Here is a 25,793-nt window from a genome sequence, read left to right on the forward strand (position 1 = left end):
GGCGTTGGTGAAAAACAGGTTTTAAGGAGTAGATGTATGGATTTGAATGCCGAAGTGGACCAGCTGTGGAAGATTTCCCAGGCCTGGATCCCGATGGTCATGCAATACGGCAGCAAACTGTTGCTGGCACTGGTGACCCTGACCATCGGCTGGTGGCTGATCAACCGTCTGACCGACCGGGTTGGCGCCTTGCTGGCGCTGCGTAATGCTGATCGGGCGTTGCAGGGCTTTGTCAGCAGTCTGGCCAATATTGCGCTCAAAGTAATGCTGGTCATCAGCGTGGCATCGATGATCGGTGTCGAAACCACCTCCTTCGTCGCGGCCATCGGTGCTGCCGGTCTGGCCATTGGCCTGGCGCTGCAAGGCAGCCTGTCGAACTTCGCCGGTGGCGTATTGATTCTGCTGTTCCGGCCGTTCCGTATTGGTGACTGGATCGAGTTCCAGAACATGGCTGGTACGGTTGATAACATTCAGATCTTCCACACCATCCTGCGCACCGGCGACAACCGTACCGTTATCGTACCCAATGGCGTGTTATCCAATGGCATCATCACCAATACCAACCGCCAGCCGACCCGCAAAGGCGTGTTCGACGTCAAGGTTGGTTACGACAGCGACCTCAAAGCCGCCCTGCAAGTGTTGCTGGAAATGGCCGACGACCCACGTGTGCTCAAAGACCCGGCGCCCCAGGCGGTGGTCAATGCCTTGGGCGACAACGCCATCGCCCTGCAACTGCGGGTATGGGCCAAAACCGGCGACCTCGGTGATGTGCTGTCAAAGTTCAACCTCGAAGCCCGCGACCGCCTCAAAGCGGCTGGCATTGAAATCCAGTACCAGCAACAAGTGGTGCAGTTGAGCAAGGGTTGAGATCGGTAACGGGCCACCGCAAGCTGCTCTTGCTGTAGCCGCTGCCGTTGATGTTGCTTTTGATCTTCAAACCGAGATGGCACAGACGCCGCGAATCGGCGCCGGACGGAGGGAAGTCCGCCCGCAGGGCGGACCCAAACCAGGAGCAAGCGGTTTTCCCCTATTTTGCCAAGCACAAAATAGGGTCGCCCGTCGGGGCGAAACCCGCAGTTCAGACAACCGCGGCAAAGACCCTTGTACAAAAAGAATAGTCTTCGCGGCTGAAGCCGCTCCTGCCGCGTTAAACCTCAGTCTTCTCAAGCGTCACGGCAGGCTTTTGCCGCAGCTCGCGGCTCCACTGCAAGATAATCATGATCAGCGTCGGCACCCCCAGAAGTGCCGTGATCAGGAAGAAATTGTGGTAGCCGAACTTCTCCACCATCACCCCTGAATAGCCGCCAATCAGGCGCGGCAGCAACAGCATGATCGAACTGAGCAACGCATATTGGGTCGCCGAGAAACTCAGGTTGGTCAGGCTCGACAGATACGCCACGAACGCCGAAGTCGCCAGTCCTGAACTGAAGTTGTCCAGCGAAATGGTCACCACTAGCATCTGCACATTCGGGCCCATGTCCGCGAGCATCAGAAACAGGATATTGGTCGCTGCCGAGGCCAGGCCACCAATGAATAGAATCGGCATGATGCCGAAACGTACGATCAGCAGCCCGCCCGCACCGGCGCCGATCAGGGTCATGATCAGACCGAAGATCTTGCTGACACTGGCGATCTGCTCCTTGGTAAAACCCTGGTCGATATAAAACACATTGGCCATGACCCCCATCACCGTATCGGACATCCGGTAGGTTGCGATCAGCCCCAACAGCAGCAGCGCTTGCCAGCGATAACGCAGGATGAAGTCGTTGATCGGGGTCAGTACCGGCGCCAGGCCGCGACGGCCCATCGCCGACAGGCAAGCGCCGCTGAGCAGCGCGTAGAGGATGGCGCGCAGAAAGGCGCGGTCTTCCAGCAGCAGATCCACCCAGCCGACATTGCCGAACAGCACGCTGGCAAAGTCGGTGTTGTACAGCTGGGTAAACAGCGCCGGAACCGAGACCAGCAGCACGATCAAGACGAAAACCGAGGCCAACTGATGAATGAAACCGTAGCGCGCCGCCGACAACTGGGTACGCAGCGCCACCGGTGGCTCGCGCATGATGAACGTGGTGATCAGCGCCGGCAGCATCAACAGGCCGAATAACACATAGACGCCGGTCCAGGCCGAGTGCTTGTAGGCAAAGCCGGTAGAGCCAAAGCCCTCGGCGAAATACAGCGCGCCAGCGGTCGACAGCAGTGCGGCGACCCGATAACCGGACATGTAGCTGGCTGCCAGCGCGGCCTGCCGGGTGTCGTCGGCGATTTCCAGGCGATAGGCATCAATGGCGATATCCTGGGTCGCAGAGGCGAAGGCGACCACCACGGCAATCGCGATCAGCCAGGACAGATGCTGTTGCGGGTCGCAAAAACCCATGCCAATCAGCCCGAGGATCACCAGAATCTGCGAAAGCACCAGCCAGGAGCGGCGCCTGCCGAGTTTGCCGAGCATTGGCAGGCGCCACTGGTCGAGCAGCGGTGACCAGACCCATTTGAAGGCATAGGCCAGCCCGATCAGGCTGGCGTAACCGATGGTTTCCCGAGCAACCCCGGCTTCACGCAGCCATACCGACAGGGTCGAGAACACCAGCATATAAGGCAGACCGGCGGCAAAGCCGAGCAGTAGCAGCACGAGCGTCGATGGGCTGGCATAAGCGGCGAGCGCGGCGCGCCAGGTTTTACGGGGCATGAGCTAGGGACTGCCTCAGGTAACTGAAAAACAAAGGGCGCACTCTAACCTCACTGCTACATGGGACGCCAGCGATGGCGTTGCATATCGACCCGATTGTTGCGGATGGTAATGCCTTCGGCGCGTAACCGGGCACGCTGCTCGTCACCTGAGGCGGTGCCGGCTGGCAGGCTCAACCGGCCACCGGCCCCAATCACCCGGTGCCATGGCAGGCTGGAGCCTTGCGGCAACTGGCTCAGGGTTCGGCCGACCCAGCGTGCTGCCCGGCCCAGCCCGGCCAGTTGCGCCAGTTCCCCGTAACTGGTGACGCAGCCGGCCGGAATCTGGGCGAGCGTCAGGTACAGGGCGTCGCGGCGCAACTGGGCCGACGACGGTTCGGATTCAGAGGATGCAGGGGGCATGGTCACGGCGCTATCTTGTCCACCCGTGCAGGCTGCACAGAGATTCGAGTGTTTGAACTACAGACCGTTCGTGCGGTCATTGCTACTCGCGCCCGCGGTATTCGGTCTACTGGAGCGATCCGACGGATAATGCCTGAATTCTCCGCCAAACAGAGCCTAGTCGTTGCTTATGTTGTCCAGAACCCTGTTGTGCCTCGCCATCACTACCGCCTCCACGCCATTGCTCGCCGATACCGTCTGGTTGAAAAACGGTGACCGGCTGACCGGTACCATCAAGCTCTTCGACGGCGGCAAGCTGCTGCTGCAGACTGACTACGGTGGAGCGATCCCGCTGGACTGGAGCAAGATCAAGACCCTGGAAAGCAAGGAACCGCTGCTGGTCAAGCAGAACCAGTACACCGGCGAGGTGGCCAAGTCGCTGCAGGCCGGTGAAGACGGCCAAGTGGTACTGGCCAACGGCGATGCGCCCAAGACTGTCGAGCTGGCCAGCATCCAGCAAATCGTCAAGCCAAAACCTGTCATCACCGATCTGGTGTGGAAGGGCAACATTGACGCGGCAATCGATTTCCAGCGTGCGGAAAAGAATACCGATGACTATGCGGTGTCGTTCAAGACCACGGCGCGTCACGACCGCTGGCGGCACAACGCCAAGGGCGAGTACAACCGCGAGACTCAGGACGATGTGGTCAGCACCGACAACTGGAGCGCTGACTACTCGCTCGATTACTTCCTGACCGACAAGTTTTACTGGGACGGCCGGGTCAACTACAAACGCGACAAGATCGAAGACCTGAGCCGCGAGCGTACCGTCGGTACCGGTCCGGGTTATCAGTTCTGGGATGACGAGCTGGGTGCGTTCAAGGTCGGCGGGCTACTCAACCGCACCGACTACGAGTTCTCTAACGGCCAGAAAGAAAACTTCTATGCGCTGGCCGGGACGTGGGATTACAACCGCTACCTGGTTGGCAAGAAATTCGAGTTCTTCACCAACGGCGAACTGGGCAAACCGCTCAGTGGCGTGGCCGATTACTCGCTGGATGTCGAGGTCGGCCTGCGCTACAAGGTCACCGACTGGGCATCGCTGAACGTCAAGGCCGAGCGCGACATCATCAGCGGATCCAACGACGGTGATATCAACAAGACCCGCTACACCGCAGGTTTTGGGGTGACCTGGTAATACATCATTCGGGCGATGCCGGTGTCAGATCCGCATTGCCCCATCCACCTCCAGCACCCGTCCGCTGAAATAGTCATTTTCCAGAATGAATGCCACTGAGCGGGCGATCTCTTCGGGCTTGCCCATCCGCTTGAGCGGGATGGCCGAGGTCATCTTCTCGAGTGCTTCGGGTTTCATGCTGGCAGTCATTTCAGTCTCGATAAAGCCCGGCGCCACCGCGGCTACGCGAATACCGAAACGCGCCAGTTCCCTGGCCCAGGTCACGGTGGCGGCCACCACGCCGGCTTTGGAGGCGGCATAATTGGTCTGGCCAATGTTGCCGGCACGCGAAATTGAAGAAATATTCACGATCGCGCCCTGGCTCTGCTGTTCGACCATTTTTGCCGCCACCTCGCGGGTGCACAGGAATACACCGGTCAGGTTGACGTCGATCACCGATTGCCACTGGGCCAGGCTCATGGTGCTGATTTGTCCGTCCTTGACCTTGAGTAACATGCCGTCGCGCAAAATCCCGGCGTTGTTCACCAGGCCATGAATCGGGCCGAAGTCTTCTGCAATCCGCGTAACGGTTTCGATGACCTGCGTCTCGTTGGCGACGTTGCACAGGTAAGCGCGGACCTGCACGCCTTGGTTCGTGAGGCGGGTGACTGCCTGATCGAGTTTGGCCTGATCCAGGTCCAGCAGCGCCAGATTCGCGCCGCGCCCGGCCAGGTCGCGGGCCATGGCCAGTCCCAGACCCTGGCATCCACCGGTAATAATGATTAACTTGCCTTTCAGTTCCATAAACGTGCTCACTAGCAAATCATAGTGATGGCATGTCGGCCATGCCGGGGCTCGTGACAGGTATAGCAGCCCTTCGGCACTGCTGACTACCGGACCGGTAATAACTGATAGAGGAGTCATGATGAGCGGCAAAGCATCCAGGTCGGCGCGTGAGCTGTTGTTGCGCGAGTACCGCGGCGTGTTGTCCACGCATTCGAAGTCGATGCCCGGGTTTCCGTTCGGCTCGGTCGTCCCGTATTGCCTGGACGAGCAGGGCAGGCCGCTGATCCTGATCAGCCGCATCGCTCAGCACACTCACAACCTGCTCCAGGACCCCAAGTGTTCGTTGCTGGTGGGCGAGCGGGAGGCGGCCAACGTTCAGGCCGTGGGGCGCATTACCATGATGGCTGAAGGACACAAGCTGACCGACCCGGCCGCTATCGAGGCGGCCGCGCAGCGCTACTACCGCTACTTCCCGGAGTCGCAGAATTACCATAGCGCCCACGATTTCGACTTCTGGCTGCTGACGCCGGTCCGCTATCGCTATATTGGTGGTTTCGGTGCCATCCACTGGCTCGATGAGGTCGCGCTGGCCAACCCGTTCGCCGGGGCCAGCGAGACCGGTATGGTCGAGCACATGAATCAGGACCATGCGCAGGCCATTGCCCATTATGTGCAACTGGCCGGCCTGCCGCAGACCGAGCCGGCGCAGATGGTCGGCCTGGACAGTGAGGGCATGCACTTGCGTATCGGTCAGGCGCTGTACTGGTTGCCCTTTGCACAGGTTTGCAACACACCGACACAGGTTCGCGAAGCCTTGGTTTATCTGGCCCGCGCGGCAGAATGGCCGGTTCCCGAGTCGCCTGTGGCTTGATTTAACGACTTTCCGACATCACTTAAGGTCTACAGCAAGACGTTCTTGCGTAGAGGAAACTATTCGATGCGTGCTTTTCTGCTGCTGTTTTTATTGTTCCCGGTGCTTGAGCTGTTCGTTCTGGTAAAAGTCGGCATGTCCATTGGTTTTCTGTGGACATTCCTGCTGGTGCTGGCGACCTCGGCACTTGGGTTCTTTGTGATGCGTGTCGCCGGTCTGGCCACCGCCCTGAGTGCGCGTGAGAGCCTGGCTCGCGGTGAATTGCCCGCACAGCAGATGCTGGAGGGGCTGACTGTCGCGGTCGGCGGTGGTCTGTTGCTGCTGCCGGGGTTCATCAGTGACGTGCTGGGCGTGCTGTGTCTGTTGCCGTTCACCCGTCGCCTGCTGATCGGCAAGCTGCGCAAGCGTGCCGAAGACCAGGCCATGCGCCAGCGTGCGTTTGCTGACGATCTGCGTCATCACCAGCATCCCGGCGCCGGCCAGCATGGGGCTATTCATCGGCCAACCCGTGAGCCCGATGTCATCGAAGGTGAGTTCGAGCATCGCGACAAGTAATCCCCCGTGTTCGCTCGATACGGCACCTTCGGGTGCCGTATGCGTTTGAGGCCGTTGTAAAATTTTTTTCGGGCTGCACTTGTAATCACCTGCGGCGCCCTTATCTATGTGTCACCGCAAGGTTTCTGGCTCAGACGCCAGACCGTTTTCTGCGGTTCGCCTATCGAACCGTAACCGGCAAGGCCGGATTTTTAACTCGCCGGTGCCTTCACCGGACTTACAAACACAATCAGGAGATCGACAATGAAGCTTCGTCCTCTGCATGACCGCGTCGTAATCCGTCGCAGCGAAGAAGAAACGAAAACTGCCGGTGGCATCGTGCTGCCAGGTTCGGCTGCCGAGAAGCCAAACCGTGGCGAAATCGTCGCTGCAGGTACCGGCCGTGTTCTGGACAACGGTGAAGTCCGTGCGCTGGCCGTGAAAGTGGGTGACAAAGTCGTATTTGGCCCTTACTCCGGCAGCAACACCGTGAAAGTAGACGGCGAAGACCTGCTGGTAATGAGCGAGAACGAGATTCTCGCGGTTATCGAAGGCTGAGTCTTCCCCGCTCAATTTCCCGCTACTACACAGTATTCAAGGAATAACGATCATGGCTGCTAAAGAAGTTAAATTCGGCGATGCCGGCCGTAAAAAAATGCTCGCAGGCGTTAACGTCCTGGCTGACGCAGTAAAAGCTACCCTGGGCCCGAAAGGCCGTAACGTGATCATCGAGAAGAGCTTCGGTGCTCCTCTGATCACCAAGGACGGCGTATCGGTCGCCAAAGAAATCGAACTGAAAGACCGCTTCGAAAACATGGGCGCGCAGTTGGTCAAGGACGTAGCGTCCCGCGCCAACGACGACGCCGGTGACGGTACCACCACCGCTACCGTACTGGCCCAGGCCATCGTCAACGAAGGCCTGAAAGCCGTCGCTGCCGGCATGAACCCGATGGACCTCAAGCGCGGCATCGACAAGGCCACTGCGGCCATCGTTGTTCAGCTCAAGGCGCTGTCCAAGCCTTGCACTGACACCAAGGCAATTGCCCAGGTGGGTACCATCTCGGCCAACTCCGACACTTCCATCGGCGACATCATTGCTGAAGCCATGGAAAAAGTGACCAAAGACGGCGTTATCACCGTCGAGGAAGGCTCGGGCCTGGAAAACGAACTGTCCGTCGTGGAAGGCATGCAGTTCGACCGTGGCTACCTGTCGCCGTACTTCATCAACAAGCCCGACACCATGGTTGCCGAGCTCGACAGCCCGCTGCTGCTGCTGGTTGACAAGAAGATCTCCAACATCCGCGAAATGCTGCCAGTGCTGGAAGCCGTTGCCAAAGCCGGCCGTCCGCTGCTGATCGTTGCTGAAGACGTCGAAGGCGAAGCCCTGGCGACTCTGGTTGTCAACAACATGCGCGGTATCGTCAAGGTTGCTGCGGTCAAGGCCCCAGGCTTCGGCGATCGCCGCAAGGCCATGCTGCAGGACATCGCGGTCCTGACCGGTGGCACCGTGATCTCCGAAGAGATCGGCCTGAGCCTGGAAAGCACCACTCTGGAGCACCTGGGTAACGCCAAGCGCGTTGTACTGAACAAAGAAAACACCACCATCATCGACGGTTCGGGCAACAAGACCGACATCGATGCGCGTATCGCCCAGATCCGTCAGCAGATCGGCGACACCAGCTCCGACTACGACAAAGAGAAACTGCAAGAGCGTCTGGCCAAGCTGTCCGGCGGTGTTGCTGTGATCAAGGTCGGCGCCGGTTCCGAAGTCGAAATGAAAGAGAAGAAAGCCCGCGTTGAAGACGCCCTGCACGCTACCCGTGCAGCCGTTGAAGAAGGCGTGGTACCTGGCGGTGGCGTGGCACTGGTCCGCTCCCTGCAGGCTATCGAAGGTCTGCAAGGCGACAACGCCGACCAGAACGTCGGTATCGCTCTGCTGCGTCGTGCCGTTGAAGCGCCTCTGCGTCAGATCGTTGCCAACTCCGGCGACGAGCCAAGCGTGGTTGTCGACAAGGTCAAGCAAGGTTCGGGTAACTTCGGTTACAACGCTGCGACCGGTGAATACGGCGACATGATCGACCTGGGTATCCTGGACCCTGCCAAAGTGACTCGTTCGGCTCTGCAAGCGGCTTCGTCGATTGCCAGCCTGATGATCACCACTGAAGCGATGATTGCCGATATCGCTGAAGACAAGCCTGCTGCAGGCGGTATGCCTGACATGGGCGGCATGGGTGGCATGGGCGGCATGATGTAAGCCAGCCTTACCCCTTTGCGTCACCGCAGAACCCCGCCTTGTGCGGGGTTCTTCATTTCTGCTGGCTGACCCGAAAAGCGTTTCAGCAGATTAATCGATACCCGGTGGCGGCTTGCACCGCGTTGGGGTATCTGCCTAAGCTGCGCCAGCCTTAATTGCATGCGGAGAGCCCTATGCGAATTCTTCTGGTCGAGGACAACCGCGATATTCTGGCGAACCTGGCCGACTACCTGAGTATGAAGGGATACACAGTCGATTGTGCCCAGGACGGCCTCTCGGGACTGCATCTGGCGGCGACCGAACACTATGACCTGATCGTGCTGGACATCATGCTTCCGGGCATTGATGGCTACACGCTGTGCAAGCGCCTGCGTGAAGATGCCCGCCGTGATACTCCGGTGATCATGCTCACCGCTCGCGATCAACTGGATGACCGTCTGCAAGGTTTCCGTTCGGGGGCCGACGATTATCTGCTCAAACCTTTTGCCTTGTCTGAACTGGCAGCCCGTATCGAAGCGGTGCTGCGTCGTGCCCAGGGGGGCGGTCGGCGTACCCTCCAGGTCGCTGACCTGGTCTACGACCTTGATACCCTGGAAGTCACCCGCGACGGGCGGATGCTCAAGCTCAACCCGGTGGGCCTCAAGCTGCTGGCGGTGTTGATGCAAAAGAGCCCGCACGTGTTACGTCGGGAAATTCTTGAAGAGGCACTGTGGGGCGACGACTGCCCGGACAGCGACAGCCTGCGCAGCCATGTTCACCAGTTACGCCAGGTGATCGACAAACCCTTTCCTAAAGCCTTGTTGCAGACTGTGCACGGTGTAGGCTATCGGTTGGCCGAGGGCCGGGATGGAGTTTAAGCAAAGTCTTGCCCAACGGATCATCATCGCCTTTGCGCTGATGAGTGCACTGGTGGCCGGATCCTTCGCCGTGGGCATTATCTCCACGGTTCACCTGGTCGAAGAAAAACTCATTTCCGCCGGCCTGGGCGGTGATCTCAATCGGCTGTTGCTGGCCGACAGCGTCAGCGACTGGAGCCATCGTCCGAAACAGGACCAACTGTTCTATTTCAGCAATGGTCCGGGCGATTTCGACCTGCCACAGGACATTCGTCATCTGGAGCCAGGCTTTCACGAAGTGTTTCGCGGACCGTCTTCCTATCACGCGATGATCGAAGTGGTCGACGGTCGGCATTATGCGCTGCTGCAGGACCAGAGCGATTTTGAAGAGCGCGAGCGCGTGCTGTTTGCCGTGGTGCTGGTGGGCTTCGTGCTGGCCCTGGCCCTGGCGGTATTCCTTGGCTGGGTGCTGGCCCGTCGGGTAATGGCACCGGTGGTGCGCCTGGCGCGTCAGGTGCGCCACCGCGACCAGTTGCTGGGCCTGGCTCCGCCTTTGGCACCCGATTATGCCGCCGATGAAGTGGGTGAGCTGGCGGGTGCGTTCGACGCCACACTGGGGCGTTTGCGTCAGGCGTTGACCCGTGAGCGGATGTTCACCAGTGATGTCAGCCATGAATTGCGCACGCCACTGATGGTCCTGGCCAGCTCCTGCGAATTGTTACTGGAGAATCCGGCGCTGGATCAGCGTGCCCGGCGTCAGGTTGAGCGTATCGCGCGGGCCTGTGAAGAAATGCGCGACCTGGTGCAGACGTTCCTGATGCTGGCACGTACCCAGCGTGAAGATCCGACCATGACGCCAAGGGCCACGTTGACCGGCACCGCCGAGCAACTGATTGCCCAGTGGCGCGGGCCGATCGAAAGCAAAGGGCTGCAACTGATCTACAACCCGCCCGAGCCCGATCAGGTTTCTGATATCAGCTACAACGCGACCTTTTTGTTGGCGGTGATGGGCAATCTGTTGCGCAATGCGCTGCACTACACCGATCAGGGGTTCATCGCTTTGACCCTGCAGGGTGAAGGCTTTATGGTCGAAGACAGCGGCGTGGGCATTCCGGAAGAGAAGCGTGAGGCCATGTTCGAGCCTTTCGTACGGGGCAATGAGCAGCGCGGTGAAGGCCTGGGGCTGGGGTTGTCGCTGGTTCAGCGTATCTGTGCCAACCAGGGCTGGACCGTCAGCCTGAGCCCGATGGAGCCTAACGGCTGCCGGTTCAAGGTCAGCCTGGAGACTGCCAGGCCCTGAGGGACTGGCAGTGTTCTTCAAAGGCTCGTAACTACCTGTAATCTATAGAAACATTCCATGGGCTTGCGGGACTTTTTTTTCACATAAACATGACCTGATGCAGACGGACGGGCACCTATCGTGGCGCCATCTGAATCGGAGACGTTTATGAACAAGCGCATCGAACTGGAGTTTTCCAACAAATACGACGACAGCCACGCCCGCCAATATCTGGAAAAACATCGGAACGGTTTGTGGCGTCGCTTGTCCCATCAGCGCGACGAGCAGTTGGCCCGCAAGGCATTGCGCCTTGCCGGTGACCCTGGTCTGGTTCTGGATTTGCCTTGTGGCGCAGGGCGCTTCTGGCCATTGCTGGCAGAAAAACCAGAGCGTTTGATCATCGGTGCGGACAATTCGGCCGATATGCTCAGAACCGCGCGTCATGCTCAGCCGGAAGATGTCGTACAACGGGTACAACCTTTGCAGACATCAGCCTTTGCCATCGACCTGCCGGACAATGCAGTAGACAGCATCTTTTGCATGCGCTTGTTGCACCATGTTGGTCAGGCGCAGCATCGGGCTGCTCTATTACGGGAGTTTCACCGGGTCTCGCGAGACAGTGTCATCGTCTCGCTGTGGGTCGACGGCAATTTCAAGGCATGGAAACGCAAGCGTCTTGAGCGCAAGCGCAATGGTTCCGATACCCCGCAAAGTGGGGCCGACGGTTACCAGAACCGTTTTGTGTTACCGGCAGCAACGGTCGAGAAAGAATTTGAACAGGCAGGTTTCAACATCCAGAAGCGTCTGGACTTCCTGCCGATGTATGCGATGTGGCGAGTCTATCTACTACGCAAACAATAAAAGGATGGGCAGGTAATGGCCGGACAGATGACACTGGAAGTAGCTGACAGCAGCTTCGGACGCTTTTGGGGGCTGCGTGGCGAATGGGTTGAGCAGCCCAATGTGCGCCGCGGCGGTGAAAGCGGGGTGCAGCGGGTATGGGCCGATAACGGTCAACTGTTGTATGTCAAACGTCAGGCCGGGCATGTCTATCGCAGCTGGCGCTACCCTCTGGGCCGGCCTACAGTCCTGCGCGAGCAGGATGCTCTGGAAGGGTTGCGTAGCCTGGGCGTCAGTGTGCCGAACATTGTCTTTTGTGGCGCCGAACGCGACCAACAGGGGCAGTGGCGGGCGCTGCTGGTCACCGAGGCCTTGAACGGATTTGAAGAAATCGATCACTGGTATGCCTCAGGTGGTCGTGAGCGACACGGTGAACAAGTGCACGACCGCCTGCTCCAGGTACTGGCTGAAAGCCTGGCGCGGATGCACCGCGGGCGTTGGCAACACAGTTGCCTGTACAGCAAGCATGTTTTCGTGAAGGTCACCGGCGAAGGCGAGCAGGCCGAGGTTCAGGTGGCCTTGCTTGATCTGGAAAAAGCCCGCAAGCGCCTGACGGCTGGCCGGGCGGCCCGGCATGATCTGCGGCAGTTACGACGCCATTCGTCATTTAGCCTCTGCGACTGGGATAAGTTGATCTACTTTTACCAGACAGCGTTTGGCAGCGCTCTCAAGGGGTTAGGTTAATGAAACTAGAAATGGCTAGAGGTTTGTTTCTGGTTGCAGCCTTGGCGACTACCACCATGGCGGTCGCTGCATGGGAGCAACCCTCAACCAGGATACTCAGTACGCCTCATGGCGAAGGTTATTGCCCGTTGCCCCGGGCCGCCAAGCCGCTGCAAACGGCGCAGCCCGATCATGACTTTCTGCTGTTGCTGTACAGCTTGCTGCAAGGGACTGGTACGAAAAGCTGAACGCGCAGCTCTGACCACCTGGGCTTTGCGGCGCTACGCGCGACATCGTAGCGATGGCAATGCAGGTGGTTTTTAGAGGGGCCCTCCGAGCCTGTTTTGCGGGACCGCCATCGGTATTACGCTGGCGGTCTCGCCCTGGTTTTTAAAAGTGCTGTCTACTGAGTATTTGACCGGGGTGGTGTTCACGCCGGTGTTTGACTTGCCTGCCCCTCACTCTCCGAATTTTCTTGAAAACTCTCATTGATACGCTGATAGAGCGGGTCAGGTTTCCAGTGTCGAGTAAATAACGTTTTACTCTGTGGAATATTCCTACAAATATAAATACTGTTTCTTGCATATTAATAAATTTAAATATGCCATCGTCTTGTCCGGGTTAGTTGCTGACTCCTTTCTTATCTATTGTGTCAGAGCACAAGGAAACTCTCATGGGCCGGATCTGGACGAAACTGCTGATCGCGTTGCGCGGCGGCGCCAATGATACTGCCGAAGCCGTTATGGCTCGTCAGGCATTGCGTATCCTCGATCAGGAAATCTGCGCAGCAGAAGAGCAAGTCGGGGTCGGGCGCTCGAACTTTGCCAATCTGATGACTAAACAGATACTGGCCGCCAGGGAAGCCGAACAGACCCGTGAGCAACTGAACGAACTCACCAGGGTGGTCGGCAACGCGCTGGCAACCGGCGATAAGAAACTGGCCATGGATGTTGCCGGGAAGGTCGGCCGGCTTGAACTGTTGCTGATTGAAGACACCCGGATTGCCAACGAATATGCCAGGAGCGTTGATAACCTGCGTCAGGCACTTGAAATGAATGAAAGCAAACTTCGGGCGCTGAAAAAACAGATCGAACTCTTGCGCGACACCGACTTTGTCCAGCAGGCCCAGACCAGCCTTTCCACGTCACGTCGTGAACCGGCAGCACGCCTTCAGGTCGTGGCTGATACCCTCGATTCCATCCGTCAGCAGCAGCAGGAAACCGCAGCCCAGCTTCAGGCAGAAGAGATGCTGTGTTTGCGCGATCAGGATCTGGAGCGCCGCCTGCGCGACGCTTCGGTAATTTACGACCGTAGCAGTGCCAGCGCAGTGCTTGAGCGAATCAAGGCGGGTGCCGGTTTTCAGGTGTCCTGACAGCAGCCTGGATGTTTCGGAGCGGTGCGACGCTGCTATCAAGCCAGGTGCAGGTGGTTATCCCAGAACGCGCCAGGCAGTGCCAGTGGCTTGGGCTGCAAGGTTGCCTGACGGCAATCATAGAAACGGCAACGCCCCTGGCCAGAGGTCACCACAAAGCCGTCCTGTACGGCGCCCACGCCAGCACAGTCCGGCATTGAGGCATCCAGCTTCAGGGCGGCGCTGTCCAGATCCCAGATAAACAGCCGGTTGGCCCGCGGCGCGGTCAGGGCGACCAGCCGCAGTTCGTCATGAATTGCGACGCTGGCGGTGTAGTGGTTCATGGCGCGCAATTGCTGTTCGGCCACGGCAAAGGGTTCGAACGGCTGCCCGGGCCGCTTGATCGCCAGCAACTCGGCCAACTCCTGCGAGTCCCCCATGAACTGCTGGCCGGCAACGATGGTGCCATCGCTGGCCACGGCCAGGTGCCGTACGCTGTTCATCTGCTGGCTCAGGGTTTCCTTGCTCAGCAGAGTGCCGTCACGCTGCATCAGCACCAGGCTCGGTTGCATGGCATCGAGGTTCATCTCGACCCGGCTTTCGGCTTCGGTGCGGATACCACCATTGGCGACGATCAGGGTTTCGCCATCCGGCATCCACGAAACCTGATGCGGACCAATACCATGAGTGGAAATTTCGCCACTGTGTTCCAGGCGCTGATTGACGAAACGATAGACCCCCAGCACACCCCGACCAGGATCACGCGTGTCGTTTTCCGTGGCGTACAGCCATTCACCGCTGCTGTGGATCACCGCATGGCCATAGAAGTGCCGGTTCGGCTGTGCGGTGATGGTTTGCAGCAATTTGCCGTCACGCAGGTCAATCAGGTAGCTCTGCGTGCCGGGGCGGCGGGCAATGAACACTGCCAGCGGCAGCTCGGGATGATTGATGATGTCGTGGCAGCGCTGGGCGACTTCAGTGGCGAACACCTGCTTGCCATCAAGCCGATAGCCCACGGCGTAGTGCTTGCCGTCGGCGTCATCGCGGGCGGACAGCAGCAAGGGGCTGCTGCCGTTTTGCCGGAACAGACTCCAGCCACCGAGTGTGAATGCACTGAGCAGCAGGCTGCCTAGCGCCAGAGCCTGGCGTCGTAACATCATCTATCCCCTCTGCGTCAGTCGCCGTCGTTGGCGTTGAAGCCCAACTGAATGCCTAAAGCCTTGGCCAGCTCACCTTCATGCAGACGATGCACGACATTCAAGCTGTCGTAGAACGCATTGAGCTGCTGGCGCCCGGCCTCGCTGTCGAGCAGGTCAGCCAGTGGCGGAGTGAGTGCCGAGAGCAGTTTGCGGCTGTTCGCATAGGCCGCGTCGATCTTGTCGGCCAGCGGTTTCTGGTTGGCGGGCAGCAGGCCACGCAAGCCTTTGTTGTCCACCCCGGTCCAGACGCTTTCAGCGCTCAGCAGGCTGGCTTCCAGGCTGCTTAACGAGGCCTTGCTGCGCCACGAGTCGGCCTGGAATGGCTGCGGCACGCCCTTGGACTGGCGGCCCAGCGGCGTACCGAGTTTCTTCTTCAGGGTATCGAGGGCTGTGACCTGCACGCGCAGTAGCTCGGCGATCGCCTCGTGGGAGTCGGCATAGCGGTTGTTGGGGAACTTGCTCAACTGCGCGAGCATGCCGTCGTTGCTGTTCCAGCCGTTGAGGATTTCTTCGGCGAGCAGTTTCTGCCGGGCACCAATGGCGGTCAGCAGCGGGCAATAACGGGCTTTGTGTTCGGCGCTGGCCATGTCGATGCCGGCATCGAACAAAATGTATTCATAGGCAGACAGACCCTGAACCACAACGCTGGCCTTGGTCAGCTCTTCAACGCTGACCGACGGCTGCGCAGTGACCAGTTGTTCAACCTGCCGGCCGACCAGGTTTTTCTTGTCAGGCCAGAATTGAACCTGCCAGGAGCGGTTGCCTTCAGCCAGCGGGCCGATCAACAACGGTTGCAGTTCGGCCCAGGTTTTCTGCGCTTTGAGGAAGTCAGCACGGGCAGTCTGCAAATCGGTCTTGCCTTCGCAGAACGCCAAAGCGCTGCTCGCCAGTTGGCGGTCGGCGTCTACCCAGCGACTGTAGGTCGGCAGGATCACCTGTTTGGCGATCGCAGCCGAAGTCACCGCCTGTGGATCGGCAGGTGTACAGGCGCCCAGCGCCAGGGCGGCGAGGCTGGTGAACAACAGCTTGGGACGGAACATCTCCGGCTCCTTGAATTAAATTGACACAATCATAATGAATTAAGGAACGCCAGCAAGGCCGCACGTTGTTCTGCGTCGAAAGCCAGCACCTGACGCTGGGCTGCCTGAGCCTCGCCACCGTGCCAGAGAATCGCCTCCAGCACATTGCGGGCACGGCCATCATGCAGCAATTGGGTATGGCCACTGACCGCCTGGGTCAGGCCCAGCCCCCACAGCGGTGGGGTGCGCCATTCGCGACCGGTGGCCTGGAACTCGGTACGGTTATCGGCCAGGCCTTCGCCCATGTCATGCAGCAACAGGTCGCTGTACGGGCGAATGATCTGGTTGGCCAGCTCCGGCTCGGCGGCATCGGCACGGGTGGTGAATTGCGGGGTATGGCATTGGTCGCAGCCGGCCTTGAAGAACAGGTTCTTGCCAGCCAGCACCTGCGCATCTTCGACGTCACGCCGGGCCGGTACGCCGAGGTTGCGGGTATAGAACTCCACCAGACGCAGGATGTTGTCGCTGACTTCCGGCTCGCCGTTCGGGCCATTGCCATTTGGCGCCTCCTTGCAGGCAGTTTGCGCCGTTGTACAGTCATCCATGGGACGCAGGTTTGTGGTCAGCCCCAGGTCACCGGAAAACGCATGCACATTCTGTTGGTTCAGGTTGGGCTGGCCGGCTTTCCAGCCGAAACGGCCCAGCGCGACTTGCTGACGGGCATCGTCCCAGACCCAGTTGGGACGCCCGGAAATGCCGTCGCCATTTTTGTCGTCAGGGTCGGCAGCGGCCAGGATCGCCGCCTCGGGGATGGCTTCGAGCAGACCCAGGCCGATCATGGGCGGCGCTATGCGCGCGGAAACATGCGTGTCCGGATGCAACGGGCCGTAGCCCAGATGGGTGATGCTCAGGGTCGGCTGGCGCAGCTCGACCTCGCTGCCGTCACGAAACCTGACTACCAGCGGCTCGTACTTGACCCGGACTTTACCTTCCGGGGGTACACCGGGCACCGCCATATCTTGCAACTGGGTGCCATACACCGGCTCCGGTATTACGCCACCGCGCTGCAGCTGCTCTGCAGAGCCTGCGCTGTTGGGGATCGACAGCCTGACCAGCATTGACACCGCATTGCTGTCACCAGGCTCGGGCGGATGACCGCGACCATCGCGAATATGGCAGTTCTGGCAACCATTGGTATTGAATAACGGCCCGAGTCCATCGCGGGCGGTGGTGGTCGACGGTGCGATTACCCAAGGGTTGCGGAAGAAACTGTTGCCAACGCTGAAATCCAGCCGGCGTACCGGTGGCAGGTTGGCCGACGGCAGGGAAAAGGCATTCTGGTCGCTGCGATGCACCGTCGCCGCCCCTCCCGACAACGCCTCGCCGGGCTCCGCCTGAGTGAAACGCGGCGCCTCATCGCACCCGCTCAGAGTCAGGGTCAACAGCAGAGCCAGAGATGTACGCAGTGGCGCAGTCATGTGAAATCTTTAAACAGCCGAAATTCAAGGCGAGCAAGCTTAACAGTCCTGTGGGGCAGGAATAAGAGGAGTTATCGTTAACGAGGGCTGGTGCAATTTGCTGTTACGAATTCTTTGCCGAATGTTGTTTGCGTTTCGTCGGTGTTGGCGCGGACAAGCCTTCAAAGTAATCAACCAATGTCTTGCCCCAGCGCAGCACTTTTTGAACCTCCTGACTCTGCTCCAGCAGTTCAGCACTGGGCTGTTGCCATTGCTCGGGCGGCAACGGCTTTGACCATTGCGCGACCTCACGCGGCAGGCTTTTCCTCGGCAGGCCGTTGATCCAGGCTGCCAGGCGGCAGGGCAGGTGCCAGCCGCTGACACCCTGGATCAGCACGAAGCCGAGCAGGTAAACGAGGTAGTTGTGGTCTCTGCGGTAGACATAGCGGCACAGCTCAAAGTATTCCACCGTCCCTTCTTCGTACTTGGGGTCGATAAAGCGTCCCGGCAAGGCTTCGGGGCCTTCTTCCATATAGACCCGAATCGCCTCCCACTCGGCGATGGCAAAGGCTGGGCTGTAGCAGGCAATGTTTACCCACATCTGCTGGGTCGCTTCGCTATTGCGCAGGCAAAGCAGCAGTTCGTGGCTTTGCTGAGTGCCATATTTGGTTGGCACGAGACGGCTGCTGAGACAGGCAATCACACTTTCCCAAGGGATGATGCAGGGTTTGTCACCGCGCTTGGCCACATAGGCCACTTCGCGACGCTGACGGTTGAAGCGGATGGGCGGGATACGGGACAGAACCCAGATGGCGTGGAGGATAGGGAGGCCGGTGATTGATGCTATAAGTGCCAAAATAATTGGAGGAAAATTACCTCCAGTAAACATAGCGATGATGACCTCAGAGAAAGGACGATCCCATGCAAGAGAAACGTACAAGTCCAAGCTCAGTGCAGTCAAAAAGTAGAAAAGGATTATTCCTAAAACGCTGCCTATGAAAAATCTGATGGAAAGCTCAAAAGAAGCTTTGCCTAGCATAAAGTCCATGTAGGTTTCGTTAGCGTTCTTTTGCAGTTCCCTGCCACTGAAGGGTTTGACTCCAGTCGGTAATGGCAGTGGGGCCAGATAAAAAACTTTCTGGCCTGGCTCGTCCTCGGTATCGCCGGCACGAGGGAGTCGGTCGTATTTATTATCGGTTGTCATTGATGGTCTTTTCGGGGCTATCTTGGGGGAGATAATCAGGGGCGAGGACGATCGCTATTTGCTTTTTGCGTGACTTCTTTGACAAAGACTTTTTGCTCTTGGTCTCGGGCGGTGCGGACAGTTCTTGAAAGTAATCAACCAAGGTCTTGCCCCGATGCAGCACCTTGTGCACCTCTTTGCTCTGTTCAAGCAGCTCAGCACCGGGCTGTTGCCATTGCTCGGGCGGCAACGGCTTTGACCATTGCGCAACCTCACGCGGCAGGCTTTTCCTCGGCAGGCCATTGATCCAGGCCGCCAGGCGGCAGGGTAGGTGCCAGCCGCTGACGCCCTGGATCAGCACGAAGCCGAGCAGGTAAACGAGGTAGTTGTGGTCTCTGCGGTAGACGTAGCGGCACAGCTCAAAGTATTCCACCGTCCCTTCTTCGTACTTGGGGTCGATAAAGCGTCCCGGCAAGGCTTCGGGGCCTTCTTCCATATAGACCCGAATCGCCTCCCACTCGGCGATGGCAAAGGCTGGGCTGTAGCAGGCAATGTTTACCCACATTTGCTGGGTCGCTTCGCTATTGCGCAGGCAAAGCAGCAGTTCGTGGCTTTGCTGAGTGCCATATTTGGTTGGCACGAGACGGCTGCTGAGACAGGCAATCACACTTTCCCAAGGGATGATGCAGGGTTTGTCACCGCGCTTGGCCACATAGGCCACTTCGCGACGCTGACGGTTGAAGCGGATGGGCGGGATACGGGACAGGACCCAGATGGCGTGGAGGATGGGGAGGCCGGTGATTGATGCTATAAGTGTCAAAATAATCGGAAGGAAATTGCCTCCGGTGAACATAACTACAATGACTTCAAAAAAGGGACGATCCAATGCTATAACGCCGACCAAATCTAAACCCAGCGCAGTCAAGAAATAGAGAAGGCTTACTCCTAAAACGCTGCCTATGAAAAATCTGATGGAAAGCTCAAAAGAAGCTTTGCCTAACATAAAATCCATGTAGGTTTCGTTAGCGTTCTTTTGCAGCTCCCTGCCACTGAAGGGTTTGACTCCAGTCGGTAATGGCAGTGGCGCCAGATAAAAAACTCGCTGGTCTGGCTCGTCCTCGGTATCGCCGGCACGAGGGAGTCGGTCGTATTTATTATCGGTTGTCATTGATAAGCTTTCTGGTGATCTGGGTCGGAGGAAGTTCAGCTGTAATACTGGGCGGCACAATCAGCGGGGTGATCGATTTATTGAGCATGTCCTGAGTGAGCGTAACGCGATAATTCAGGTAGCCGGTGTCCGCATTAAGAAAGTCCTCGGCCAGCGCAGGCTTTACCGCCAGGCACAGCTCCAGAGTTACTTGATGTCCCTGAAGCTCCGTGGGAATGCTGAGTTGCAGCGTCAGTGGCATGACGCCTGCAATGCTCAGCATTTCCCGGAAAAACTCGCTGAACTCTCGTTTGTCCGCGCCGTTCAGCCAGGTGACTCTCCAGCGCAGCGAGTCGCTGTCCAGCATGCCGGGTGTCATTGCTGGCAGGATTAACTGCAATACCCTGACCGACTCTTGCGTGGCAGGGTCTTCTGCGATGCCTTTGTCGATGATCGTTGGGCGCAGGGTCGACTCTGCCAGTTTCTGCCGTGATTGAGCATCGCTCCATCCCTGAGGTTGAGTGCCCCATGCGCAGCCGACCAACCAGCGTTGCAAGTGGTCAAGATGGTAGAAGTTATAGAGAGCCTCGCCGGCCAGCTGTAGAGCCAGAGCGGCCAGCCCCCAAAGATTCAAGCGAGCGGAGAGACTTAAGAACCTGGTCCCTCGGGTAGCCCACGCCTGATTGGCCACCAGTTTTCGCTGTGACGGATCGGCTTTGAGGACTTCCCTCAGTAATCCACCAAATTCTTTAACCGCAGCGCCACTTTGAGTTACAGCGACTCCTGAGGCGATCAGGTCGCCACTCAAGCCGATAAACGCAGCGGTGCGTTCTTCCCATGTGCCTGTGGATATTGCATCGCGCCACTTGCTCATATTTTTGCCGAGTATGTAGGCGGTAGGTATGACGTTCAATATGGCCACGCCGCCACCGAGACCCAAGCCAAGTTTGCCTATCTTGACCGCAGGCAGAGCGCCTGCTGAGTGGCTGGCAAGCGTCGTTACTCTTGCCATTGCCCTGTCCAGCATCGCAATATTGGTCAGTTGGTAGACGGTCAGGCTGCTATTGGTAAAGCTGATAAATGCAACAAATATCGGAAGTAAATTTTTATAGAGTGCTCCCTCTTTTTTCCAATCTTCCAGCGCTGTTTCCACGGCCGACTTTAAGTTCATCAGTTGAAAAAAAGAAAGTATCGAAGGCACCAACCCACTCTTGAACGCCGCCCGATAAGTTCCCGAAGTGCCGTATCCGCCAAGCGCCCCCGCCTGTACTCGACGAACCTCATCCTGCAAGGCCATGCGTTGTGACTCTGGCATATCCAGCCTGACCCCTATATACCCACTTGGTAAGGTATTGGTCGGTGATGTCGAGCTGTCGATCAAACGCCCCAACGCCCTTCGTTGATGGCGGACAGTTGAAAGTTTCTGCTGAACAAGGTGCCTTTCCTGTTTTATTTCATACCGCTCTTCAGGTGTCAGTCTTCGGCTCTGGGCGCGTTTTCTCAGACGGTTGGCCGTTCGGCGCAATTGCGTCTCTTCCTCCGTCCACTGATGAAAGCGCACCAGGCGCTGTTTGAACTCTGCGATATCCGCCTCGTTGGCGATTTGCAGATGCAGGCCTTCGGTTTGCAGCGCGACCATCATGCCCAGCCGTTGAGCGCGGTTGGTGGCCTGGGCCATCTTGTCCAGATGCGCTTTCAGGTCCTGGCTGTCGAGCAGTGACTGGGTTTGCGCGTGCCAGTCATTCAGGCTGTTGGCAATGGCGGGGATGTAGCTGGCCAGAACCCCCTGATGCAGCGCCTGCAACTGCGGTGGCAGGTTCAGGCTGGTGGACCAGTGGTTGTTCATGATCCGTTCGATTTGCGCGAGCCGGCTGCTGGCGTCGGCCAGGCCGGAGGTGAAGTTGCGCGTGTCGTCCAGCCACTTGGTCAGGTCGCCCACCTTGGTTTTCAGGTAGCTGACATCCAGTCGGGTCTGAAAAGCCGGCAAGATGAAATGCGGATTGTTGTCAAAGAATTCGCCCACCTTGCGCAGGCCTTCGTCAGTGCGGCACAGGTCGCGCATGCAGTTTTGTTCGAGGCTCAGCGCGTGGTGCAGTTGCCCTTTGCGTTCTGCGGGGTTGAAGTACCAGGCGCTGCGATGAAATTCGCCGCTGGCAAACAGTTCGACACGATCTTCGCTCACCTCATCCAGACGCTGCTGCCAGCGCTTGAGGTGGGCACGTTCCTGTTGCAGATAGCTCTGCATCTCTTCATGGCGAACAAGGTCGTGAATACCTCTGGCGCCGATCCCAACACCATTCAAGACGCCCTGACTGGTGTCGTTGAGTGCCTCTATTTCACTTTTCAGGTCCTCATAACGCTGCTTGCCCAGCGCCTTGATCATCTCTTGCTGACGCAGGTCCATGGTTTGTCTGGCCAACTGCGTAGCAGGTGTCTGCATGGGAATGACTTCTCCCCGGTTTGAGTAAGTAATGCCGTGCCGATAGGGCGGTGTCAGGTCCTGGCGGTGTTCCCAGAGCCATTTGTTGCGGGCATTGACCCAGGCATAGATCCGCGTGCGCTCCTGTTCGGTGGTGGCGTGCAGCAGGAGGGGAAGGTCGGCCGGGGTCTTGCGCGCGGTGTGTTCACCCACGGTCATCAGGGTGTCGATGTAGCTGGCGGTGATGTAACGCAGTTCGTTGTCGTGCTCTTCGCGCCAATTGCTGATCCAATCGACGATCGTGTCTTGCTCCTGGGCCAGGTCCTGCAGAATGCCCAGGCTGTCTTCGAGCACCAGGTAGAGATGGTCGTGCTCGTAGCGGCTCACCAGAATCTGCTTCAGCTCACCGATATGGGCCTCACGAAACAGCCGCTGGTGCTCCCAGCAGTAGTCTTCACGCTCCTGTTCAGGCGTACCGGGTACGGCGCACTGGGCCGCAGGTGGTTCAGCGACTTCTGCCAATTGCAGCGCAACCTGCATCTCGACCCGTAGATGCTTGCCGCCATGCTGGCAGTCGGCCTTGGCCAGATGGATTTGTTGCATGAAGTAGTAGCGGTCTGCTGCGCTGTGCAGCACCTGTGAGCACTTGGCGGCGCTCCATTGCAGCTCGGCGTACGCCACATGCAACATGGCGTCTTTGGCGAAAATCAGCTCGGGTTCGCCAACCGGTGTCTGGCGCAGATCCTGAGTGACTTCGCCACCCCGCCACAGACATTCCTCCAATAGCCCGTCGGCAAGGCGGTATTCATGCAGCAGGCGGCTGCTTTCTTCAATGATGTACAGGTAGCCGTCGCGGACCAGGCGCAGACCCAGCGGCCTTTTGAGGTTTCGATAACGCTCGCCGTCGGGTTTGCTGTGCAGGCGCTCCACTCGCCCGTAACGAAGCGGGATCAGTTGTACCTTGTCCCCCGTCAGCGGGCAGGCACTGACGTTGTTCATCACGTCCAGATGACTTTTTGCCCGCGCCTCCCAGTAGGCTTTTTCCAGCGGGCTCAAGGTGGTTTTGCGACTCATGAGAGCGCTCCAGTACGCGCTCGTTCCACCACCAGGGCGTTGGCCTGCTGAATACGTTGGGAGTGAGTCAATGACGACACGTTGAGCACCAGTTGGCGGATATCGGCATGAGCTTCGGGTGGCTGGCGATCGAGAAACTGGCTGACGTTGGCGTAATGAAACAGATCAATCTCGGTGCTGAAGCCCATTTCGCAGGCTTGCCGGGCAAGCCTGTACAAGTGCTGGTAGCGGTGCGCCAGGCTGGCGTCGGGCAAATAGTCGGGAAAGAACCGGTGCATGTGCTGCTCCAGTTCGACGACCTTGATGCGCAGGTCGGCGTCACCCAAGGCCTGGGTCTGGGCCGGGTTGAGGCAGTACAAGGCAGCGTTATGATCAGATGCCGCGCAGCCCTCACGTATGTGGCGTATCCAGCGCTGATCGATGACGTCGACGGCGTACAACTGGTCGATTGGGCCGAACAGGCGGTTATCCGTGTGCCGGGGATACAGGCCAAACAGGGCGTTGGCGACGAGCGGGTCAGAGATATTCAGATAGGTCGGCTTACGTCCAGGCTCATCGACAAACAGCAGCCAGCGCAGATGCTGGAGCAGGGTGTCTGTCGTTGCCTGGCTGAACAGCAGTAAGCCCCACTCTTTGTCTGCCTGTTCGAGAAACAACTGATAGACCGGATCATGGCTGTCTGTAATCGCCACCAGGTAGGGGGACTTGTCTACCAGGTCCTTGAAGCGGGTCATCAGAAACACCGGATGCGCATCAATATCGCCCCGACACTGGTAAAGCGTTTTGGCCAGTTGTGGGACGTTGACCGCGTTGAACAGCACAAAGGCGTTACAGCTTGACCAGGGAAGATTGGCGGGGCCGGATTCGAGTTCGGACATGGGCGCGGCTTCAAAAAATGCGAGAAGCGCGATAGTCGTCAGGGATGCGCAGGCGGGCAATGGGCTGTAGGTGCTTTAGGAATAGCCCTACAGTATTTGCAGAAAGGTCGCAGCCTGACGCGGCCAGTAAGCGTGTTCACAAACAAAAATGCCGGTCAGCGAACTGACCGGCATTGGATGACGCACCTTGCAACGTGATCAGAATTCGTGATCGGCGTTATCCGGGTTCAGGTCGGTGATGCCCAGCTTGCCAGCGGCTTGCTCGATGGCACCGGTCTGTTTGACCAAGGCTGCGATGGCGTCACGCACCACCTGGTTGCCTTCGGTGTTGCCGGCAGCGATCAACTGGTCGAAATGCTCGCCCTTGTTCGCGCGGTCAACCAGGACCTGCAGTTTGGCCTGGGTGCTGTCCAGGTCGGCGCGCAGGGTGGTGTCGGTGGCTGCATCGGCCTTGGCGACCAGCGACGACAGGCTCGGGCCGCTGATCTTGGTGCCGTCGACACGGGTGTATTCGCCCAGGTAGACGTTACGGATACCCAGACCATTGTAGTAATGCGAGTTGTGGGTGTTGTCGCTGAAGCAGTCGTGCTCGTCTTCGCTGGAGTTGGCTTCCAGCGCGACTTTCATGCGCTCGCCGGCCAGTTCGCCGAGCGACAGGCTGCCCATGCCGAACAGGATCTTGCGCAGACCGTTTTCGCCGGACTCGCCTTCCAGGGTTGCACGGTAGTTGTCAGCAACGCCCGGCTTCCAGTTGTTGACCATCTCTTCGAGGTCGGTTACCAGCAGCTCGGTCACCGCCTTCAGGTAGGCGCGGCGACGCTCATTGTGGCCGCCGGTGGCGCCAGCGCCTTCGAGGTAATCAGTGGCCGGACGCTCACCGGCACCAGGGCCGTTACCGTGCAGATCCTGACCCCACAGAAGGAATTCGATGGCATGGTAGCCGGTGGCAACGTTGGCCTCCGAACCGCCCAGTTCATTGAGGCTGGCCAGCGTCTCGGCAGTGATTTCCTTGACGTCTACCTTGTCTTCGCCTACCTGAATCTCGGTATTGGCGATGATGTTGGCGGTGGCGCCCGGGTTGCCCAGCGCGTGCTGGTAATCCTTGGCGACGTAGTCGATCAGGCCTTCGTCCAGCGGCCAGGCGTTAACCTGACCCTCCCAGTCATCAATGATGGTGTTGCCGAAGCGGAACACTTCGCTCTGCATGTAAGGCACCCGCGCAGCCAGCCACGCATCGCGAGCGGCCTTGAGGGTCTTGTCGTTCGGGGTGGCGAGGAATTCGTCGATTGCCGTCTGCAGCTTCTTGGCACCGGCTTCGGCGTCGCTGAACACCGCATAAACGATACCGGCGTAGTTGGCGACTACGGCTTTGGCAGCGGTTTCGTCCAGTTGCGAGGCAGAAGCGGCTGCCGGCGCGGCAGCAGGAGTCGCTGCGGCCGGTGCAGTGGCTGGAGCGGGGCTGGCGGCTGGCGCTGCTGCTTTGTCCTTGCCTTCGCCGCAACCGGCGAGAGAGATAGCGATGGCCAGCAGACTGGCATAAGCCAGGGGCGTACGAATCATGACGAAATCCTGCGTCTGGGAAAGGGGGGGAGGGCGCCGGGCGCCCTGAAAACTGCGACATGATGCGAAAGATTTGCATTCGGTGTAAAGGCATAACGCCGGTAAACATTCGTGTTGGTCGCAAACGGATGTAACTAATG

At 58.6% G+C, this 25,793-nt stretch carries 23 protein-coding genes; 12 read left to right on the forward strand and 11 right to left on the reverse strand.

Annotated features, from left to right (window positions below):
• The first annotated feature begins 36 nt into the window (after positions 1-36).
• Positions 37-867, forward strand: coding sequence for a mechanosensitive ion channel family protein (locus tag NJC40_RS11820; protein WP_045488072.1), 831 nt, complete (start codon positions 37-39; stop codon positions 865-867).
• A gap of 280 nt (positions 868-1,147) precedes the next feature.
• On the opposite strand, the gene NJC40_RS11825 is transcribed toward NJC40_RS11820, so the two are convergent.
• Together NJC40_RS11825 and NJC40_RS11830 are read right to left on the reverse strand one after the other, a co-directional pair.
• Positions 1,148-2,686, reverse strand: coding sequence for an AmpG family muropeptide MFS transporter (locus tag NJC40_RS11825; RefSeq protein WP_045488075.1), 1,539 nt, complete (start codon positions 2,684-2,686; stop codon positions 1,148-1,150).
• A gap of 56 nt (positions 2,687-2,742) precedes the next feature.
• The gene (locus NJC40_RS11830; RefSeq protein WP_045494328.1) at positions 2,743-3,087 is read right to left on the reverse strand and encodes an MGMT family protein; all 345 of its coding nucleotides are present in this window, start codon (positions 3,085-3,087) and stop codon (positions 2,743-2,745) included.
• Between the two features lie 169 nt (positions 3,088-3,256).
• On the opposite strand from NJC40_RS11830, the gene NJC40_RS11835 reads away from it, so the two are divergent.
• Positions 3,257-4,264 carry a DUF481 domain-containing protein gene (locus tag NJC40_RS11835; protein WP_045488078.1) on the forward strand — a complete coding sequence of 336 codons (1,008 nt, stop codon included), beginning with the start codon at positions 3,257-3,259 and terminating at the stop codon, positions 4,262-4,264.
• A gap of 24 nt (positions 4,265-4,288) precedes the next feature.
• On the opposite strand, the gene NJC40_RS11840 is transcribed toward NJC40_RS11835, so the two are convergent.
• Positions 4,289-5,047 (reverse strand): SDR family oxidoreductase, encoded by a 759-nt coding sequence (locus NJC40_RS11840; RefSeq protein ID WP_253139272.1) that lies wholly within the window; start codon positions 5,045-5,047, stop codon positions 4,289-4,291.
• A 121-nt stretch (positions 5,048-5,168) separates the two neighbouring features.
• Between NJC40_RS11840 and NJC40_RS11845 the strand changes: the two genes are divergently transcribed.
• The 10 genes from NJC40_RS11845 to NJC40_RS11890 all read left to right on the forward strand — a co-directional run bounded on the left by NJC40_RS11845 (position 5,169) and on the right by NJC40_RS11890 (position 13,738).
• Complete coding sequence (locus tag NJC40_RS11845) at positions 5,169-5,900, forward strand: HugZ family pyridoxamine 5'-phosphate oxidase (protein ID WP_045488083.1); 732 nt, start codon at positions 5,169-5,171, stop codon at positions 5,898-5,900.
• Between the two features lie 66 nt (positions 5,901-5,966).
• Positions 5,967-6,455, forward strand: a complete 489-nt coding sequence (locus NJC40_RS11850; RefSeq protein ID WP_045488086.1) for an FxsA family protein — start codon at positions 5,967-5,969, stop codon at positions 6,453-6,455.
• A gap of 243 nt (positions 6,456-6,698) precedes the next feature.
• Positions 6,699-6,992: a co-chaperone GroES gene (locus NJC40_RS11855; RefSeq protein ID WP_045488088.1), complete on the forward strand. Its 294-nt coding sequence runs from the start codon at positions 6,699-6,701 to the stop codon at positions 6,990-6,992.
• 52 nt (positions 6,993-7,044) lie between these two features.
• Positions 7,045-8,688, forward strand: coding sequence for a chaperonin GroEL (gene groL / locus NJC40_RS11860; protein WP_045488091.1), 1,644 nt, complete (start codon positions 7,045-7,047; stop codon positions 8,686-8,688).
• A gap of 173 nt (positions 8,689-8,861) precedes the next feature.
• Positions 8,862-9,545: a two-component system response regulator ColR gene (gene colR / locus NJC40_RS11865; protein WP_045488094.1), complete on the forward strand. Its 684-nt coding sequence runs from the start codon at positions 8,862-8,864 to the stop codon at positions 9,543-9,545.
• A complete protein-coding gene (locus NJC40_RS11870; RefSeq protein ID WP_045488097.1) occupies positions 9,535-10,824 on the forward strand; it encodes a sensor histidine kinase in 1,290 nt (429 codons plus the stop codon). The genes colR and NJC40_RS11870 overlap by 11 nt, the downstream gene beginning before the upstream one ends.
• Before the next feature lie 147 nt (positions 10,825-10,971).
• On the forward strand, positions 10,972-11,664 hold the full coding sequence (locus NJC40_RS11875; protein WP_045488101.1) for a class I SAM-dependent methyltransferase: 693 nt from the start codon (positions 10,972-10,974) through the stop codon (positions 11,662-11,664).
• A 15-nt stretch (positions 11,665-11,679) separates the two neighbouring features.
• Positions 11,680-12,387, forward strand: a complete 708-nt coding sequence (locus tag NJC40_RS11880) for a lipopolysaccharide kinase InaA family protein (RefSeq protein ID WP_045488104.1) — start codon at positions 11,680-11,682, stop codon at positions 12,385-12,387.
• Positions 12,387-12,614, forward strand: coding sequence for a hypothetical protein (locus NJC40_RS11885; RefSeq protein ID WP_045488108.1), 228 nt, complete (start codon positions 12,387-12,389; stop codon positions 12,612-12,614). Before NJC40_RS11880 ends, NJC40_RS11885 begins: the two co-directional genes overlap by 1 nt.
• A gap of 425 nt (positions 12,615-13,039) precedes the next feature.
• Complete coding sequence (locus NJC40_RS11890) at positions 13,040-13,738, forward strand: PspA/IM30 family protein (RefSeq protein ID WP_045488112.1); 699 nt, start codon at positions 13,040-13,042, stop codon at positions 13,736-13,738.
• A 38-nt stretch (positions 13,739-13,776) separates the two neighbouring features.
• Here the strand turns inward: NJC40_RS11890 and NJC40_RS11895 are convergent, their stop codons facing one another.
• From NJC40_RS11895 to NJC40_RS11930, 8 genes are all read right to left on the reverse strand, one after another.
• Positions 13,777-14,874 (reverse strand): DUF1513 domain-containing protein, encoded by a 1,098-nt coding sequence (locus NJC40_RS11895; RefSeq protein WP_253139516.1) that lies wholly within the window; start codon positions 14,872-14,874, stop codon positions 13,777-13,779.
• Between the two features lie 17 nt (positions 14,875-14,891).
• Complete coding sequence (locus tag NJC40_RS11900) at positions 14,892-15,956, reverse strand: imelysin family protein (protein WP_045488116.1); 1,065 nt, start codon at positions 15,954-15,956, stop codon at positions 14,892-14,894.
• Positions 15,957-15,985: 29 nt separating this feature from the next.
• Positions 15,986-17,413 (reverse strand): di-heme oxidoreductase family protein, encoded by a 1,428-nt coding sequence (locus NJC40_RS11905; RefSeq protein WP_253139270.1) that lies wholly within the window; start codon positions 17,411-17,413, stop codon positions 15,986-15,988.
• A 103-nt stretch (positions 17,414-17,516) separates the two neighbouring features.
• A complete protein-coding gene (locus NJC40_RS11910) occupies positions 17,517-18,596 on the reverse strand; it encodes a DUF6708 domain-containing protein (RefSeq protein WP_253139267.1) in 1,080 nt (359 codons plus the stop codon).
• Positions 18,583-19,743, reverse strand: a complete 1,161-nt coding sequence (locus tag NJC40_RS11915; RefSeq protein ID WP_253139264.1) for a DUF6708 domain-containing protein — start codon at positions 19,741-19,743, stop codon at positions 18,583-18,585. Before NJC40_RS11915 ends, NJC40_RS11910 begins: the two co-directional genes overlap by 14 nt.
• Entirely contained in the window at positions 19,730-23,215 is a 3,486-nt protein-coding gene (locus NJC40_RS11920; RefSeq protein ID WP_253139262.1) for a toxin VasX, read from the reverse strand. Before NJC40_RS11920 ends, NJC40_RS11915 begins: the two co-directional genes overlap by 14 nt.
• Positions 23,212-24,093 carry a DUF4123 domain-containing protein gene (locus NJC40_RS11925; protein WP_253113153.1) on the reverse strand — a complete coding sequence of 294 codons (882 nt, stop codon included), beginning with the start codon at positions 24,091-24,093 and terminating at the stop codon, positions 23,212-23,214. The genes NJC40_RS11920 and NJC40_RS11925 overlap by 4 nt, the downstream gene beginning before the upstream one ends.
• A gap of 198 nt (positions 24,094-24,291) precedes the next feature.
• Positions 24,292-25,653: an imelysin family protein gene (locus tag NJC40_RS11930; RefSeq protein WP_253139260.1), complete on the reverse strand. Its 1,362-nt coding sequence runs from the start codon at positions 25,651-25,653 to the stop codon at positions 24,292-24,294.
• Between the last annotated feature and the right edge of the window lie 140 nt (positions 25,654-25,793).

Origin of the sequence: Pseudomonas sp. 21LCFQ02, assembly GCF_024129895.2 — a bacterium.
Classification (GTDB): Bacteria; Pseudomonadota; Gammaproteobacteria; order Pseudomonadales; family Pseudomonadaceae; genus Aquipseudomonas.

Coding starts and splice junctions, on each gene's coding strand:
- NJC40_RS11905 (WP_253139270.1), bottom strand. CDS start 17,413: ATGACTGCGCCACTGCGTACATCTCTGGCTCTGCTGTTGACCCTGACT.
- NJC40_RS11835 (WP_045488078.1), top strand. CDS start 3,257: ATGTTGTCCAGAACCCTGTTGTGCCTCGCCATCACTACCGCCTCCACG.
- NJC40_RS11870 (WP_045488097.1), top strand. CDS start 9,535: ATGGAGTTTAAGCAAAGTCTTGCCCAACGGATCATCATCGCCTTTGCG.
- NJC40_RS11850 (WP_045488086.1), top strand. CDS start 5,967: ATGCGTGCTTTTCTGCTGCTGTTTTTATTGTTCCCGGTGCTTGAGCTG.
- groL (WP_045488091.1), top strand. CDS start 7,045: ATGGCTGCTAAAGAAGTTAAATTCGGCGATGCCGGCCGTAAAAAAATG.
- NJC40_RS11875 (WP_045488101.1), top strand. CDS start 10,972: ATGAACAAGCGCATCGAACTGGAGTTTTCCAACAAATACGACGACAGC.
- NJC40_RS11910 (WP_253139267.1), bottom strand. CDS start 18,596: ATGACAACCGATAATAAATACGACCGACTCCCTCGTGCCGGCGATACC.
- NJC40_RS11915 (WP_253139264.1), bottom strand. CDS start 19,743: ATGACAACCGATAATAAATACGACCGACTCCCTCGTGCCGGCGATACC.
- NJC40_RS11820 (WP_045488072.1), top strand. CDS start 37: ATGGATTTGAATGCCGAAGTGGACCAGCTGTGGAAGATTTCCCAGGCC.
- NJC40_RS11845 (WP_045488083.1), top strand. CDS start 5,169: ATGAGCGGCAAAGCATCCAGGTCGGCGCGTGAGCTGTTGTTGCGCGAG.
- NJC40_RS11830 (WP_045494328.1), bottom strand. CDS start 3,087: ATGCCCCCTGCATCCTCTGAATCCGAACCGTCGTCGGCCCAGTTGCGC.
- NJC40_RS11855 (WP_045488088.1), top strand. CDS start 6,699: ATGAAGCTTCGTCCTCTGCATGACCGCGTCGTAATCCGTCGCAGCGAA.
- NJC40_RS11925 (WP_253113153.1), bottom strand. CDS start 24,093: ATGTCCGAACTCGAATCCGGCCCCGCCAATCTTCCCTGGTCAAGCTGT.
- NJC40_RS11880 (WP_045488104.1), top strand. CDS start 11,680: ATGGCCGGACAGATGACACTGGAAGTAGCTGACAGCAGCTTCGGACGC.
- NJC40_RS11885 (WP_045488108.1), top strand. CDS start 12,387: ATGAAACTAGAAATGGCTAGAGGTTTGTTTCTGGTTGCAGCCTTGGCG.
- NJC40_RS11920 (WP_253139262.1), bottom strand. CDS start 23,215: ATGAGTCGCAAAACCACCTTGAGCCCGCTGGAAAAAGCCTACTGGGAG.
- NJC40_RS11895 (WP_253139516.1), bottom strand. CDS start 14,874: ATGTTACGACGCCAGGCTCTGGCGCTAGGCAGCCTGCTGCTCAGTGCA.
- NJC40_RS11840 (WP_253139272.1), bottom strand. CDS start 5,047: ATGGAACTGAAAGGCAAGTTAATCATTATTACCGGTGGATGCCAGGGT.
- NJC40_RS11900 (WP_045488116.1), bottom strand. CDS start 15,956: ATGTTCCGTCCCAAGCTGTTGTTCACCAGCCTCGCCGCCCTGGCGCTG.
- NJC40_RS11930 (WP_253139260.1), bottom strand. CDS start 25,653: ATGATTCGTACGCCCCTGGCTTATGCCAGTCTGCTGGCCATCGCTATC.
- colR (WP_045488094.1), top strand. CDS start 8,862: ATGCGAATTCTTCTGGTCGAGGACAACCGCGATATTCTGGCGAACCTG.
- NJC40_RS11825 (WP_045488075.1), bottom strand. CDS start 2,686: ATGCCCCGTAAAACCTGGCGCGCCGCGCTCGCCGCTTATGCCAGCCCA.
- NJC40_RS11890 (WP_045488112.1), top strand. CDS start 13,040: ATGGGCCGGATCTGGACGAAACTGCTGATCGCGTTGCGCGGCGGCGCC.